General features: G+C 48.2%; 18 protein-coding genes and 1 riboswitch. Of the genes, 3 read left to right on the forward strand and 15 right to left on the reverse strand.

What is annotated here, in order from left to right:
• The first annotated feature begins 166 nt into the window (after positions 1–166).
• Complete coding sequence (locus GIW82_RS02650; protein WP_370455968.1) at positions 167–547, forward strand: rhodanese-like domain-containing protein; 381 nt, start codon at positions 167–169, stop codon at positions 545–547.
• A 133-nt stretch (positions 548–680) separates the two neighbouring features.
• On the opposite strand, the gene gcvPB is transcribed toward GIW82_RS02650, so the two are convergent.
• From gcvPB to comGA, 10 genes are all read right to left on the reverse strand, one after another.
• Entirely contained in the window at positions 681–2,144 is a 1,464-nt protein-coding gene (gene gcvPB, locus GIW82_RS02655) for an aminomethyl-transferring glycine dehydrogenase subunit GcvPB (protein ID WP_154748367.1), read from the reverse strand.
• A complete protein-coding gene (gene gcvPA, locus GIW82_RS02660; protein ID WP_154748368.1) occupies positions 2,137–3,504 on the reverse strand; it encodes an aminomethyl-transferring glycine dehydrogenase subunit GcvPA in 1,368 nt (455 codons plus the stop codon). Before gcvPA ends, gcvPB begins: the two co-directional genes overlap by 8 nt.
• Positions 3,505–3,528: 24 nt before the next feature.
• Complete coding sequence (gcvT, locus tag GIW82_RS02665; protein WP_154748369.1) at positions 3,529–4,626, reverse strand: glycine cleavage system aminomethyltransferase GcvT; 1,098 nt, start codon at positions 4,624–4,626, stop codon at positions 3,529–3,531.
• Between the two features lie 166 nt (positions 4,627–4,792).
• A riboswitch (glycine riboswitch) is annotated at positions 4,793–4,888 on the reverse strand.
• A gap of 138 nt (positions 4,889–5,026) precedes the next feature.
• Positions 5,027–5,539, reverse strand: coding sequence for a shikimate kinase (locus GIW82_RS02670; protein WP_154748370.1), 513 nt, complete (start codon positions 5,537–5,539; stop codon positions 5,027–5,029).
• A gap of 196 nt (positions 5,540–5,735) precedes the next feature.
• Positions 5,736–6,164, reverse strand: coding sequence for a competence type IV pilus minor pilin ComGF (gene comGF / locus GIW82_RS02675; protein ID WP_195913927.1), 429 nt, complete (start codon positions 6,162–6,164; stop codon positions 5,736–5,738).
• Positions 6,164–6,439, reverse strand: a complete 276-nt coding sequence (locus GIW82_RS02680; RefSeq protein ID WP_154748372.1) for a hypothetical protein — start codon at positions 6,437–6,439, stop codon at positions 6,164–6,166. Before GIW82_RS02680 ends, comGF begins: the two co-directional genes overlap by 1 nt.
• Before the next feature lie 16 nt (positions 6,440–6,455).
• Complete coding sequence (gene comGD / locus GIW82_RS02685) at positions 6,456–6,860, reverse strand: competence type IV pilus minor pilin ComGD (protein WP_154748373.1); 405 nt, start codon at positions 6,858–6,860, stop codon at positions 6,456–6,458.
• Between the two features lie 23 nt (positions 6,861–6,883).
• Positions 6,884–7,195 (reverse strand): competence type IV pilus major pilin ComGC, encoded by a 312-nt coding sequence (gene comGC, locus GIW82_RS02690; RefSeq protein ID WP_154748374.1) that lies wholly within the window; start codon positions 7,193–7,195, stop codon positions 6,884–6,886.
• Positions 7,196–7,206: 11 nt separating this feature from the next.
• Entirely contained in the window at positions 7,207–8,211 is a 1,005-nt protein-coding gene (gene comGB / locus GIW82_RS02695; protein ID WP_230309151.1) for a competence type IV pilus assembly protein ComGB, read from the reverse strand.
• Positions 8,204–9,247 (reverse strand): competence type IV pilus ATPase ComGA, encoded by a 1,044-nt coding sequence (comGA, locus tag GIW82_RS02700; protein ID WP_154748375.1) that lies wholly within the window; start codon positions 9,245–9,247, stop codon positions 8,204–8,206. Before comGA ends, comGB begins: the two co-directional genes overlap by 8 nt.
• Before the next feature lie 210 nt (positions 9,248–9,457).
• Between comGA and GIW82_RS02705 the strand changes: the two genes are divergently transcribed.
• A complete protein-coding gene (locus tag GIW82_RS02705; RefSeq protein ID WP_154748376.1) occupies positions 9,458–9,700 on the forward strand; it encodes a DUF2626 domain-containing protein in 243 nt (80 codons plus the stop codon).
• A gap of 52 nt (positions 9,701–9,752) precedes the next feature.
• On the opposite strand, the gene GIW82_RS02710 is transcribed toward GIW82_RS02705, so the two are convergent.
• The gene (locus GIW82_RS02710; protein ID WP_154748377.1) at positions 9,753–10,385 is read right to left on the reverse strand and encodes an MBL fold metallo-hydrolase; all 633 of its coding nucleotides are present in this window, start codon (positions 10,383–10,385) and stop codon (positions 9,753–9,755) included.
• 188 nt (positions 10,386–10,573) lie between these two features.
• Here GIW82_RS02710 and GIW82_RS02715 point away from each other — a divergent pair, with 188 nt between their 5' ends.
• Positions 10,574–10,753, forward strand: coding sequence for a DUF2759 domain-containing protein (locus GIW82_RS02715; RefSeq protein WP_154748378.1), 180 nt, complete (start codon positions 10,574–10,576; stop codon positions 10,751–10,753).
• A gap of 88 nt (positions 10,754–10,841) precedes the next feature.
• Here GIW82_RS02715 and GIW82_RS02720 read toward each other — a convergent pair whose 3' ends face one another.
• The 4 genes from GIW82_RS02720 to rpmG form a co-directional block, all read right to left on the reverse strand.
• Positions 10,842–12,728, reverse strand: coding sequence for an LTA synthase family protein (locus GIW82_RS02720; RefSeq protein ID WP_154748379.1), 1,887 nt, complete (start codon positions 12,726–12,728; stop codon positions 10,842–10,844).
• A gap of 150 nt (positions 12,729–12,878) precedes the next feature.
• A complete protein-coding gene (locus GIW82_RS02725) occupies positions 12,879–13,070 on the reverse strand; it encodes a YqgQ family protein (RefSeq protein ID WP_154748380.1) in 192 nt (63 codons plus the stop codon).
• Complete coding sequence (locus GIW82_RS02730) at positions 13,067–13,624, reverse strand: 5-formyltetrahydrofolate cyclo-ligase (protein WP_230309153.1); 558 nt, start codon at positions 13,622–13,624, stop codon at positions 13,067–13,069. The genes GIW82_RS02725 and GIW82_RS02730 overlap by 4 nt, the downstream gene beginning before the upstream one ends.
• A 100-nt stretch (positions 13,625–13,724) precedes the next feature.
• A complete protein-coding gene (gene rpmG / locus GIW82_RS02735) occupies positions 13,725–13,874 on the reverse strand; it encodes a 50S ribosomal protein L33 (RefSeq protein ID WP_123163800.1) in 150 nt (49 codons plus the stop codon).
• Positions 13,875–14,026: the final 152 nt, after the last annotated feature.

Genomic DNA, 14,026 nt, shown 5'->3' on the forward strand with positions numbered 1-14,026 from the left:
TATTATCAGTTCCGTTTCAATGAGCCGAAATCACCATTAAGTATGACAAATTCAGCGACGCCCCATTATGGAACCCGAGCGAATCCGCGTTCGTTCGAATCTAGTCATTGAACATAGGACCTGTTATCTTTTATAATGAAGAGAGAAAAGAAAGGGGCAAGATTTAGTGGAACTACTATATGTCATTCTCGGTGCGCTTCTCCTGATCCTCATTTTTGGGATCGTCAACTTCCTACGTGTCCGCAAAGCTGTGACGACGTTGTCACAAGAAGATTTCATTGCCGGGTACCGGAAAGCACAGCTCATCGATGTTAGAGAACCGAAAGATTATGCAGCAGGCCATATTCTCGGAGCACGGAACATCCCGCAAACACAATTCCGTCAGCGCTTTGCTGAGATCCGTCCGGACAAGCCGGTTTACTTGTACGACCAAAACGGCGCAAGAAGCGGCCGCTCCGCATTGTTCTTAAAGAAAAAAGGCTATGATCACTTGTTCGTTCTTGAAGGCGGCTTCAAGAAATGGACAGGCAAAGTGAAGTCGAAATAAACGAACCGGATGCTCTTGCAGCTCCTCACATAAAACGGTCAAAGAAAAAGAACCACTTTTTCTTTGACCGTTTTTGATTGCCTTCAAAAAAACCGCGCCGAAGCTTCGTGAAAAGCATTCGGCACGGCAATTTTTAGGCTTGTTTTTCGTAGCGGAGAACCGGCTTACGAGCGGCTTGCGCTTCATCCAAGCGGCTGATGACCGTCGTATGTGGCGCATTCTGAACGATTTCCGGATTGTCTTCCACTTCTTTCGCGATCTGGATCATCGCATCGATGAACGAATCAAGCGTCTCTTTCGACTCCGTCTCGGTCGGCTCGATCATCATCCCTTCCTCGACGTTCAACGGGAAGTAGATCGTTGGCGGATGGTAGCCGAAATCAAGCAGTCGTTTCGCCATATCAAGTGTGCGCACGCCGAGTTTCTTCTGGCGGCGGCCACTGAGGACGAATTCGTGCTTACAATGACGGTCATACGGCAAATCGAAATGAGGTGCCAGTCTGCGCATCATGTAGTTGGCGTTCAGGACAGCGTATTCCGTCACAGCTTTCAAGCCATCTGGCCCCATTGAACGGATGTACGTGTACGCACGCACGTTGATACCGAAGTTGCCGTAAAACGGTTTGACGCGGCCGATGGATTGCGGACGGTCGTATTCGAATGTATAGATATCGTCTTTCTTCACAAGTACCGGCTTCGGCAAATACGGAATCAGGTCCGCCTTGACACCTACCGGACCGGAACCAGGACCACCACCGCCGTGCGGGCCAGTGAACGTCTTGTGCAGGTTCAAGTGGACGACATCGAAGCCCATGTCGCCAGGGCGCGCTTTGGACATGACGGCGTTCAAGTTCGCTCCGTCATAGTAAAGCTTGCCGCCGACTCCATGGATGATCGCAGCCATCTCAAGAATGTCTTCCTCGAATAAACCAAGTGTGTTCGGGTTCGTCAGCATCAATGCTGCTGTATCGTCTCCGGCTACACGTTTCAAGTCATCCAAGTCAACAAGCCCCTGGTCGTTCGACTTCACAGTAACCGTCTCGAAGCCAGCGACAGTCGCTGAAGCCGGGTTCGTACCGTGCGCAGAGTCCGGAACGATGACTTTCGTGCGGTGCGTATCGCCGTTCGCCTCGTGGAATGCGCGGATCATCATCAGTCCGGTCCACTCCCCTTGTGCACCAGCTGCAGGCTGAAGTGTCACTTCGTCCATTCCCGTGATTTCTTTCAGATGTTCTTGCAGATCATACATCAATTCCATTGCCCCTTGGACAGTCGACTCATCCTGTAGCGGGTGGATGTTCGCGAAGCCAGCGAAACGCGCAACGTTTTCGTTCACTTTCGGATTGTATTTCATCGTACAAGAACCGAGCGGATAGAACCCTGAATCGACACCGTGGTTACGGTTCGACAATGCCGTATAGTGGCGCATGATATCGAGTTCCGATACTTCAGGAAGTTTCGGTGCTTCTTCACGGATCAACCCTTTCGGCAATAGGCTTTCCAAATCTACTTCAGGCACATCAAGTTCCGGTAGTCCGTAACCGATACGGCCTTCTTTCGTCAATTCAAAAATGAGCGGTTGATTGTCTTTATGCATGAGTAGCCCCCACTTCCTGCACGCTGGCACTTAATTGTTGTACAAAGGCATCAATTTCTTCTTTCGAACGGAGTTCCGTCACAGCAATCAGCACGTGGCCTTCAAGCTCGCTGTAAGTACGGCCAAGTTCGTAGCCGCCGAGAATTCCTTGATCGAGCAAATCAGCATTCACTTTCTTCACAGAAATTCCGAGATTCACAACAAGTTCGTTGAAATGCGCACCCTTGTAGGTGATATCGAAGCCTGCCGCTTCCAGTTGTTGTTTCATGTAATGTGTTTTCGTGATGTTCTGCACAGCTATGTCACGGATCCCAACCTTACCGAACGCTGTCATCGCAACAGATGCTGCAAGAGCGTTTAGTGCTTGGTTCGAACAAATATTAGACGTCGCTTTGTCACGGCGGATATGTTGCTCACGTGCTTGCAATGTCAGAACAAAGCCGCGACGGCCGTCTTCATCGACCGTTTCCCCGACAAGACGCCCCGGCACTTTGCGCATCAATTTTTTCGTCACTGCAAAATAGCCACAGTGTGGTCCACCGAATGCTTCTGCGATACCGAACGGCTGTGCGTCACCGACTGTGATGTCTGCACCGAATTTCCCTGGTGGTGTAAGTGCACCAAGAGATAGCGGGTTGGCGGAAACCGAGAACAACGCCCCTGCACCGTGGATGATTGCTTCAAGCGCACCGAGATCCTCGACTTGCCCGAAGAAGTTCGGGTATTGGACCATGACTGTTGCCGTGTCTGCATCGATCATTTCTTCAAGTGCTTGCAGATCCGTATGGCCGTCTCTCAATGGCACTTCGACCACTTCGATCGATTGGCCAAGTGCATATGATTTCACAACATCGCGAGTTTCCGGATGGACAGCTGCTGACACCAGGATTTTCTTACGACGTGTATGTCCTGCAGCGAGCATGCCGGCTTCCGCCAGTGCCGTGCTGCCGTCATACATCGAAGAGTTCGCAAGGTCCATGCCCGTCAATTCACTGATCATCGTCTGGAATTCGAAAATTGCCTGCAATTCCCCTTGGGAAATTTCCGGCTGATACGGTGTATATGCCGTGTAGAACTCTGAACGGGAAATCACATGGTCAACGATGACCGGTTTGTAGTGATCGTAGACGCCAGCGCCTAGAAACGATACATAATCGTTGCTGTTGGCGTTTTTCGCTGCCAACGCACTGAGCTCTTTCATCAAAGCCGTTTCAGTTTTCGCAGGCTTGATGTTGTATTCGCCTTTAAAGCGTACTTTTTCCGGAATATCCGAAAACAGATCAGCGATCGAATCGACACCGATCGCTTGGAGCATCTCTTTTTCATCTTGGGCAGTCATTGGTAAATAACGATGTTTCATCGGTAATGTCCCCTTTACGAATTATTAGTTTGACCGTTTATAAAACGGTGTTTCAACAAATTTCGCTTTCACGCGCTTGTTCCGGATTTCGATTTCCACTTCCGTGCCGAGTTCAGCGAATTCCGTCGCCACTAATGCCAGGCCAATATTTTTCTTAAGTGTCGGTGATTGTGTACCCGTCGTAACCGAACCGATCAATTCATCCTGGTGATACACTAGGTATCCGTGACGCGGGATGCCTTTGTCGATCATCTCAATGCCGATGAGCTTGCGTGGGACGCCTTGCTCTTTTTGCGCGGCAAGTGCTTCTTTACCGTTGAAATCGTCTTTTGCAAGTTTCACGACAAAGTTTAAGCCTGCTTCAAGTGGAGTGATTGTCTCGCCAAGCTCCTGTCCGTAAAGTGCAAGACATGCTTCAAAGCGGAGTGTATCTCGGCAGCCCAGGCCAGCTGGAACAACGCCGTCTTCCTTCCCTTCTGTCAAGATTGCTTCCCATAAAGCGATTGCCGCTTCCGGAGATGCATACAATTCGAAGCCGTCTTCGCCTGTATAACCTGTACGTGAAAGAAGAACTTTCTGCCCGAAAATTTCGACGTCCTGTTCAAAACGGAACGGTTTGACTGAAGATAGGTCGAATTCCGTCAGCCGCTGCAACACTTCTTGTGCAAGCGGCCCTTGGAATGCAAGAAGTGCATATTCGTCGGACAAATCCTCGATCATGACGTCGTCCGTCTTGAAACGGTTCAGCCATTCAAGGTCTTTTTCGATATTCGCTGCGTTGACGACGAGCAAGTAGTCGTCTTCTGCCAGCTTGTATGTCAGCAAGTCATCGACCGTTCCACCATCTTCATAGCACATCGCTGTATACTGTGCTTGTCCTTCTTTGATTTTCGAAATGTCATTCGTCATCATTTTCTGTAGGAACGGAAGGCTGCCGCTTCCTGTGACATGTACCTCGCCCATGTGGGAAACATCAAACAGTCCGGCTTTCGTCCGTACCGCTTCGTGTTCATCTTTGATGCCCGCGAATTGCACTGGCAACTCCCAGCCGCCGAAATCGATCGTCTTCCCTCCGAAGTTCGCATAACTTTCAAACAATGGAGTGCGTTTTAATTCTCCCATCCTGATTCCTCCTTCGATTATGAGAAACACCGATCCGCTTGCCAACACCCAAAAAAGGACAGAGACCCCCCTTTCGGTTGGGTCTCTGTCCTGGTACCTGAAAGTTTACCGGTATGTTGCCCCGGCTTTCCCCGTTGGTAGCTGCAAGCAGCATTCTCCAGAGATGCGTCCTGTACGAGTCTTTTTGCCTGAGAGATTCATAAGTCCAGCTTATTTGCTCCTTCGGCGACGCAAAAATCGCGTTCTCTCCCCGTACATTCATCCGCTCAAGTGATCGAATTGTCAAAAACGTTATACGAACGTATAACTTTGACTATATCCTAACATTAATACGAGCGGAAGCGCAATCTTTTTTCATACAGCGCATTTAACACGAACGATAATAACGAAAACGCATCATTCATTCGCCTTTAAGCCGTTTCACTTGGAATGCAGCATATTGTGTAATTTGCCGCAATGTCCGGAATTCCGTCCGAATCGCCACATGCGCAGATTTCTTATAGCGCGGATATCGTTTCTTGAACAACGCTTCAATTTCCTCACGCGTCGAACTTTGGACGATCGGGCGGTTCGTGTCCTTATGGATCCTCTTCCAGATTTCCTTGAACGGCGCATCAAGGAATAAGACTAATCCTGATTGTCTCATCAATTTACAGTTGATCGCGCGGATCGCGACACCGCCACCTGTTGCAATGATGCATTCATCGTCCTGGAACGTCTTCAGGAATTGGGTCTCCAAATCCCTAAAATACTTTTCACCGTGCTTCTCAAAAATCTCAGGGATCGTCATACCTTCCCTGCGTACGATTTCCTTATCCATGTCGTAGAACGGCAGCTTCAATAAAAAGCTCAGCCTTCGTCCCACTGCGCTTTTCCCACACCCCATAAAACCAACTAAATATACCTTTTTCATAGTGATCACCCATGCTGCCTACTCTGAATTTTTGTTTTGTTCGATTTCCATTAGTAGTTGTATAGTAGCACGACTATGCAAATTTTCCAAACTATCCAACGCACGATAATGAATTGTGTAGAGTGAAAAATAATGGGTGATGATGATCAAGGCCGTTAAAAAGAAGAGGAGAGACAATGGATAAAGCGCCCCCCGGCTATTCGACAAATAAGGTAACCGCATATTGTTCATCCTTTTCCAGTCCATTCGTAAAAATCACGCGGACGGCTAAATAACCGTCTTGCAATTCGAAGCGGCACTCTTTCACTCCTGTCAGCATAATTTCATGTCCTTTCTCGAACCTCTGCTTCCGAATAAGCTGCTCGTATTGTCCGATTGCAAATTCATCTTCACCTCGTACCGTCCGGATGCCCGTGCCACGATTGATCACTTCGATCGATTCCACATCGTTCAAATAGCTCCGGAAGTCCGCAGTGAACAATTCCCATTCGAGCTGTTTTGGGTCGAGCGCTTCTGAAATGGAGCCGGCCACCAGAAAGAACAGGGTGATGAGCGGCAGCAACAGCAAGAGAATCATCAACTCCGTCAAGCTGGACAAAAACGTGAATCCTTTTTGGGAACACATCAAGGATCTGCACATATGGTTTCCCTCTCCCCTTGATATGTCTCATAGGAAACGCAAAGCACCGGCTCCGCCTTCCATTCATAGACAACAGTATCCACTCGTCTTGTGCCACTCCGCACACCCCGCTGCTTCATCTCTTTCACCGCTTCGTGCAGAGTTTCGTATGCATCTACCTGCTCCTGTTTCAGTTCGAGCGACTCGTGCATCTGCTGCATCGCGGGAAGCAGCGTACCAAAAATGGAAAAGGCGATGAACAAGGAGACGACCGTTTCCATCCAGGAAATGCCGCGTTCATTCAGAAAGCACCACCCGCCCTTTCCCGAGATGGACAACGAGACTGCGCTTTCCTGTACTCGTGTCGAAATGAATCGTTCCTGACGCGGAAATACTGCCATTTGATGCGAAGTAAATCGATGTTAAATTGCTCGAAGCCGACAGTTTGACCGATTCCGGAAACGGCCGAATCTCGACTTTCCCGTGAAAACTGTGGACGATGTCATAACTATTGAGGCTTCCCCGAAAATTAATGCCTGTAGCACTGCCATTGGCATAACTTTCACTTTGCGTGGCATATATATCGTGCATGAGCTTCTCGAAAAATCGCCGCTCTTCTTGTTCTTCCGCATAGCCCTTATAAGCAGGGATGGAAATGGCAACGACTGTCATGACAACCGCCAGGACCAGCAGCATTTCCAAAAACGTAAAGCCCCCATCCTTCCTTACGGCTCGGAAGAAACGACACCTTGTGCAGAAATCGCGACTGTTTTGCCGTTCGGACACGTCGTCTCACCGTCTTTCAAATAACCTTCCGTTACGAGGTCTTCCATACTCGGAATTTTCCGCTCGTCCATCCGGTATGATTCGACTTGCCCCTGGACCATTGAGACGAATGCAACGCACCCTTTCTCATCGACCGCAGAAGTCTGCTTCGAAACATTCGGAATGGCAATGGCGATCAGCACAGTAATAATCAGCATAACGATGAGCATTTCGATCAAGGTAAATCCTTTTTTATTGTTGAGATAACGCATATGAACGCCTCCTAAATTGTATGGACCAGATTGTACATCGGCAGCAAAATCGCTAAATAAGCCCCGATGATGCACATGGCAATGATCAGGAAAAAGGTTGGTTGAATCACTTTCATGAGCGCTTGCACTCGTTGTTCGATCCGTTCCATCAACAGCTCACTGTACAAAACCAGCTCTTTACCGAGGTACCCGGCCGCTTCCCCTTGCTGGGCGAAAGAGGCCATGTCTCCCTCGAAGAAATCGTGTCGGCTGATGGCAGTGGACAGCGGCAGGCCCATCACGACTTCATTGCGTATGTGACCTGCCATATATTGGATCGTCAAGTTATAGCGCTGCTTCTGCAAAAGTTCGAGCGACTCCTGTAATGACACGCCGCTATGGAGAAGCGTTCCGAGTTCACGCGCAAAGGACTGCGACCAATAGAGACGGACGAATCCTTTTGTGATGGGAACGGAAAGCTGCCAACTGATTTGCACATCCGGAGGACGCGTCGCAAGGAGCTTCCGGTACAAAACGACAAGCACAGCAAATAAAACGAAGAACCCGATGAACAAATCCGGCAAACTCAATAGGTAAGCAGGCACTGCATTCGATTCTTCCCCTCTTTGCATGGAACTCATCAACTCCGTCAAATTCGGAACATAGCTTGTCCGGAAAAACAGGAACAACGCGGCAGTCAGCAAGAGCAAAGACACCGGATATAAAAGAATGTTCTTCAGTTTCTTCCGAATCTGTTCGGATCGAGAAAAGCTGTAGGCGATGGCTGTGATCGATTCACCAAGCCTGCCGTGGTAATCCGCAATCTCGATCGGGAACAGCACTTGCTCTTTGAAGCCAAGGAAGCGGAGGATTTCAGCCGCACTCCCCCCTCCCCTCAAGATGGCCGTCACGCCTTCAATCGCCTCACTCGGCTGCTTCGTATGCATCGGTAACAACAGTGTCAAAGCAGTCGGCAGTAAATAACCCTCGTTCATCAATACCGACAAACGCTTCAAGAAGCTTTGACGGTTAGACAAGGTAATCTTTAGCGGATGTTTCCGCGGGCTCAATTGCACCGATCTTCACCCCTTCCCTGTACTGACCAGCAAAGGATAAAGATTCAGGCAATGCGTATGGGACTTGGCGCTTCGCAGACAGGAGTGCTTCCTCCAATCGCTCACCGTGCAAGATTTCGTACAATGCTTTATGGACAGCCTTGTCTTCCCCGATTTCTGGATAAACGGGAACGATGCGCTGTGCCGCGACTGCGATGAGTGTCTGGGTCATCTCCTCGTGTGACACACCGAGGTCGTGCAGCCGGTAGAGCGAGCCGACGGAATGTCTCGCATGGATCGTCGAAAAGACGAGGTGTCCAGTGAGCGCCGCCCGTACAGCAATCTGTGCGGTATCGGTGTCCCGGATCTCCCCGATCATGATGATGTCCGGATCATGCCGAAGGATCGCCTTTAATCCGGTGGCATAGCTGAGGCCGGCGCGTTCGTTCACTTGGATCTGTAAAATGGCATCGTTCTTCCGTTCGACGGGATCCTCGAGTGTGATGATGTTCCGGTTAAGCCGTTCGTTGCAATGCTTAAGCAGCGAATACAGTGTCGTGGACTTCCCGCAGCCGGTCGGACCGGTCAATAAAATAAGCCCCTGCCTGGATTCAGCGAGCTTCTCAAGCAGACGTGCAGAATCGCGAAAAGCAGCCAGTTCATGGATTGAACGGGCGGTGGATTCCGGCATGACGCGGATGACAATGCTCTCCCTCGCCAAGACGGATGGCAGCGTGGAGATGCGAAAATAATACTGATGGACTTCAATCGGAAATTGGAATGAGCCTGTCTGGGGTTTTCTTTTCTCGCTCATATCCAGTAAGGAAAGATATTTGAAATAGGCGATCATGCGATCACCGAGTTCAAAGGGGATTTGCGCCACTTGCCGCAAGCTCTGGAAACTGCGGAAAGAGACGGTGTAAGTTGTTTTGTCGGGTTTGATATGGATGTCGGTTGTTGCGGAGTCCACTGCGTCTTTCAGCAGTTTACTACAGCGGCGTTCGATAAGTTCCTGCATAGCCACCTCCTGGAAATAGTATCGTGAACGGGGACCGCTTCCCGCTCCACTCCATTATAACTCAGAATTTTCAGAATGGAAGAGAGAAGAAATAATTTTTCGTCTTCTTCACTTTGTCACAAAGTAAAGTGAACTAGCTGTTTACACATTCAAGCTTCATCCTATATAATGAATAAGAGATTACTGTGTATTGGCAAAGGAGGGTTACCCATGGATAAAATGTTTAAGTTAATGGGATGGTGGACCGGGATTTTCGCAATTCTCTTCTATGTAGGAGACATGACAGCAGTAGCATTAATTATGGTTGCTAACACTGGTTTCTTTATTCTTCTTGGATTCTTGAATATTTCTGAACGCATGTACATGTACGTCTTCGGAGCCTACTTGACAATTTTCTTTGTCGGATTTACGTATTATACGACGTTCATCCACTTACCAGGCGGCATGCACTAATCGCATGACACAAAAAAACGGCTTCCCTCGGGAAGCCGTTTTTGCATTCACTTCACTTAAGGAACGGATTCGCCGCCGCTTCCCGTTCAGGTGTCGTATCGAGGCCGTGTCCCGGGAACAGGAATGTCCCATCCGGCAGCGTCAATAAAGATTCGCGGATCGACTTCAGTAAGCGATCCGTATTCCCTCCGACAAGATCGGTCCTGCCGATGCTTCCCTGGAACAACGTATCGCCGACGATGGCGAAATGGTCATCACGGAAAACAAATGACACACTACCAGGTGAATGGCCCGGCGTATGGTAAAGCTCCATCGAGAAGTCCCCGATCGTCAATACTTTTTCATTCGACAGTAAAACATCCGCATCCTTCAAACAGTAATCCGGTAACGCCGGATATTTTCCTGATCCGTTCAAGTTCGCATTGCTGAGCCATTCTTTCTCTTGTTCATGCAAGTAGACAGGGACACTATATGCGTCACGCAACTCATCCACCGCTCCGATGTGATCGAAATGCGCATGTGTCAGCAGGATTGCCACAGGCTTCAAGTTTTTCTGTTTCAAGAGCTTTTTGATGCGCTCGCTCTCCTCACCTGGATCAAAGATCAAACACTCTTTGTTTTGATTGGAAACGATATAGCAATTCGTTTGTACCGGTCCAAGTTCCAGCCGATCGATTTTCAGCATTATCCTCACCTCTCCGCTATTATATCATGACTCCGGAAGCATCAAGCATCTGATCCTTTTGCCATTCGCACAGTGTCACTCGTTTGCCATGAAGTGAAAATATTAACGCTCGACAAATTAGTTAAGATTCATTACAATTAAAGAGAACGAAACGGCACTGGCTGTTATTGTTGAAGGGAGTGTCAACCATGAGCTGGATTTTAATGGTCATCTTTGGTCTGGTTGCGGTTTTCGCTGCAATCGGCACTGTACAAACATTAAAGCAAAAAGATTTGCTCGGATTAGTTTTCAACTTCGGGACATTGGTCGTATTCGGCGGTTTTACTGTCGCAACATTGATCACACAAGGTTACCCGCCTGGACTATAATGAGCCAAAAAAGAGCTGTCCCAAAATGGGCGGCTCTTTTTCCTTCTAAACGCAAAAGCTGCCTTCCATTATGGAAAGGCAGCTTTCTTTATTGACCGGAGTTCATTTCTGTCGCGTCGGTTTCGTAAAATCGTAACAGGTCTCCGTTAATGATCGTCTCGGAATAATCCAGCTCTGTGTATGCCTGCTCGATGAACGGTTCACAGAGAGCGAATTCCACTTCCTCACCGGTCTCGAAGTCATGACACACATTGTCCGTAAAGACGTACTCATCTGTCACGAATCGGCCGTCTCGGAAAATGACGAATTCCTCGTGTTCGTCTGAGAACAAGTCCCCACCGAACTGTAGATCTTCCGAAGACTCGATTCCAAGTAAATGGAGGATGGTCGGGCGGATATCGATCTGTCCACCGATTTCTTCTTCCACATAGCCTTTATCCGATCCCGGAATATGGACGAAGAATGGAACGCGCTGCAGTTGTGCCGAAGTGAATGGTGTCACTTCTTCACCCAAGTACTGACTCATCGCAGCATTGTGATTTTCGGAGATTCCGTAATGGTCGCCGTACATGACGATGACGGAGTTCTCATATAGGCCTTGCTCCTTCAATTCCTCGAACAGCACACGGACCGATTCATCCAAATAACGTGCCGTCTGGAAATAACGGTTCAATGTACCTGAGTTGGAATCGTAAGGATCAATGAACATGTCCTCTTCATCCAAGTAGAACGGGTGGTGGTTCGTCAACGTAATCAACCGTGAATAATACGGCTCCGGCATTTCTGCCATGTGATCGACCGTCTGCTCGAAGAACGGGATATCCTTCAAGCCCCAGTTGACTGCCTGTCCTTCCTCTACCGTAAAGCTCTCCAAGTCCTGGAACTCCTGGATCCCGAGCGACTCATACATCATGTCGCGATTCCAGAAGCTCTTCGTGTTGGCATGCTGGACGTTCGTATGATAGCCGTTCTCGCCCAGCTTCTCAGCCATCGAATTGAACGTGTTGCCGCTATGCGTGAAGAATACAGCACCGCCGCTCAGTGGATATAACGAGTTCTCGAACAGGAACTCGGAATCCGATGTTTTCCCAAGTCCTGTTTGGTGATAGAAGTTTGGGAAATAGACGGTATCTTTGTCTTTTGTCAGCTCATTCAGGAATGGGGTAATCGTCTGGCCATTCATTTCGTTGTTCAAAACGAACGTCTGGAGCGACTCAAGCGTCACGACGATCAAGTTGCGCCCTTCAGCTGCACCGAACATCTCAGGAGATGGCTCAGCGTAGTTGGCACGAACATAGTTGCCGATCTCGACAAGCTCTGAACCATCCGCTAATGCTCGCTGCGCTTGGGATCTGGACTGGATGTAGACGTCATACAGATGATAGTTGTACATCCCTAGGTTCTTGACAAGCATTTCTCGGTCAAAGCTGCGCGTCAATAGTTGCGGGCGTTCCATCTCCGCGAGTCCGAGATTCAGGAACAATACCGCTGCCGATAGGACAAAATATGCTTTTCGATGTTGCAATGCAGTTTTTACTGCTGTATTTTTTAATGGAATAAATTTTATCGCAAGCAAGATCAACGCGAAGTCGACGAAATAAAAGACGTCACTCCAGTAGATGCTCGCCAGTGCACTCGATCCGACATCCCCGAAGTTCTCTTTTTGGAACAATACCGGCAATGTGATGAAATCACTGAAGAAGCGATAAAACACGACGTTCGAATAGAGCACGATTGAAGCAACCAGCGACACCGCCACAATGTACCGGTTTTTCGCCTTCTCGCTCTTGAAGAACAATGCAATGCCAAAAACAAACAGAAGCAATGCCAACGGGTTCAAAAACAGGATGAACTCTTGCATCACATTCTCGATTTTGATGGAAAAGCTCGTCTTATAGGTGATATATGTCTTGAACCAAGTCGCTATGATGGCGATTGCCAGGATAGAATGTTTAGGCCATTCTTTTTTCATCATCCTGTCATCCTCCTAATTCCGAAATCTTTTACATAGATTTTACCATATATGAATACTGACTATATAAACAGTATGTATACTTGTCTATGTCTCAACATCCACTTTACCCTTATTTAAGACGTTTGAAACCTCGGGAAGTTTCACTTTTCTTCATTTTTTTCGGTTGCGCTCTTGCAGAAGGACCATCCGTGCCGATGCGTATTCCTTCGGTGTGATGAACTGCATGGCGTACAATTCCTTCAGCTCATCCTCCATCAAGTCCAGATCATGCTGAAAATCCCCGGTATAGATGAATGTCCCGTACTTCTTCAGCAGTTGCATGATATCGTACAGGGTATTCATTCCGTCACCAACGTATCGATGAATTTCGTTTCCGTATAGATGCCGCCGACCGGCAGATCATGCGCTTCGACCGGAACGTCCGTGCGCAGCTGCAGATCGAATGCAAGCGATCTTGTAATACCTTGATAATTTACGAGGAAGCGGTCATAGTAACCGCCGCCGAAACCCACCCGGTAGCCCTTTTCAGAAAAAATTACACCAGGGACGAGCAGGAAATCGATCGATGCAGAAGAAACAGACTCCGTCACCGATTCGATCGGCTCGCGTAATTCCATATAGACGACTTCCAATTGCTCGAAGTCGTTGATCAAGCGGAAATCCATCTGCCGTGTTTTCGCTTTACACTTGGGTACCGCCACTTTCTTCCCTTCACGCCAAGCGCGCTCGATCAATTCAAGCGTGTCGACTTCCGGAAAGGCTGAGACCGTGATACCGATCGTTTCTGCCTGCTGAAATAGCGGGTCTGCGAAAAGACGGTCATGGATCGCCCGCGAATGCTGTTCATATTGTAGTCGCTCCATCTGTTTCAATTGGCCGATCATCGTTTTTCTCATTTCTTTTTTTTCCATGATATCCGCTCCTTTGCCACCAAAAGCTGATGCAGTCCATAATGAAAAAAAGCCAAAACCTTTTCAGGTTTTGGCACGCCGCTCATTACTTTGTTTCACGGTGAAGAGTCATTTTTTGTTCACGTGAGCAGTATTTTTTCATTTCAAGGCGCTCAGGGTTGTTGCGCTTATTTTTAACAGTGCTGTAATTACGTTCGCCACAGTCTGTGCAAGCTAATGTGATATTAACACGCATCGGTATCCCTCCCATTTCTTTCAAAAGATCAGTATTACATGTAAACATGATTTATACGACTTTATTATTATAGCATATTCCCCTTGAAAGTCTACAGAAAATATACAGACAATATGCGAGATATTTTCAAGCCACGAAAAAAGACAAATAAA

The sequence above is a fragment of the Planomicrobium sp. YIM 101495 genome, from assembly GCF_009707665.1.
Classification (GTDB): domain Bacteria; phylum Bacillota; class Bacilli; order Bacillales_A; family Planococcaceae; genus Planococcus.

Coding starts and splice junctions, on each gene's coding strand:
- gcvPB (WP_154748367.1), bottom strand. CDS start 2,144: ATGCATAAAGACAATCAACCGCTCATTTTTGAATTGACGAAAGAAGGC.
- gcvPA (WP_154748368.1), bottom strand. CDS start 3,504: ATGAAACATCGTTATTTACCAATGACTGCCCAAGATGAAAAAGAGATG.
- gcvT (WP_154748369.1), bottom strand. CDS start 4,626: ATGGGAGAATTAAAACGCACTCCATTGTTTGAAAGTTATGCGAACTTC.
- GIW82_RS02670 (WP_154748370.1), bottom strand. CDS start 5,539: ATGAAAAAGGTATATTTAGTTGGTTTTATGGGGTGTGGGAAAAGCGCA.
- comGF (WP_195913927.1), bottom strand. CDS start 6,164: ATGTGTTCCCAAAAAGGATTCACGTTTTTGTCCAGCTTGACGGAGTTG.
- GIW82_RS02680 (WP_154748372.1), bottom strand. CDS start 6,439: ATGGAAACGGTCGTCTCCTTGTTCATCGCCTTTTCCATTTTTGGTACG.
- comGC (WP_154748374.1), bottom strand. CDS start 7,195: ATGCGTTATCTCAACAATAAAAAAGGATTTACCTTGATCGAAATGCTC.
- comGA (WP_154748375.1), bottom strand. CDS start 9,247: ATGCAGGAACTTATCGAACGCCGCTGTAGTAAACTGCTGAAAGACGCA.
- GIW82_RS02705 (WP_154748376.1), top strand. CDS start 9,458: ATGGATAAAATGTTTAAGTTAATGGGATGGTGGACCGGGATTTTCGCA.
- GIW82_RS02710 (WP_154748377.1), bottom strand. CDS start 10,385: ATGCTGAAAATCGATCGGCTGGAACTTGGACCGGTACAAACGAATTGC.
- GIW82_RS02715 (WP_154748378.1), top strand. CDS start 10,574: ATGAGCTGGATTTTAATGGTCATCTTTGGTCTGGTTGCGGTTTTCGCT.
- GIW82_RS02720 (WP_154748379.1), bottom strand. CDS start 12,728: ATGATGAAAAAAGAATGGCCTAAACATTCTATCCTGGCAATCGCCATC.
- GIW82_RS02725 (WP_154748380.1), bottom strand. CDS start 13,070: ATGAATACCCTGTACGATATCATGCAACTGCTGAAGAAGTACGGGACA.
- GIW82_RS02730 (WP_230309153.1), bottom strand. CDS start 13,624: ATGAGAAAAACGATGATCGGCCAATTGAAACAGATGGAGCGACTACAA.
- rpmG (WP_123163800.1), bottom strand. CDS start 13,874: ATGCGTGTTAATATCACATTAGCTTGCACAGACTGTGGCGAACGTAAT.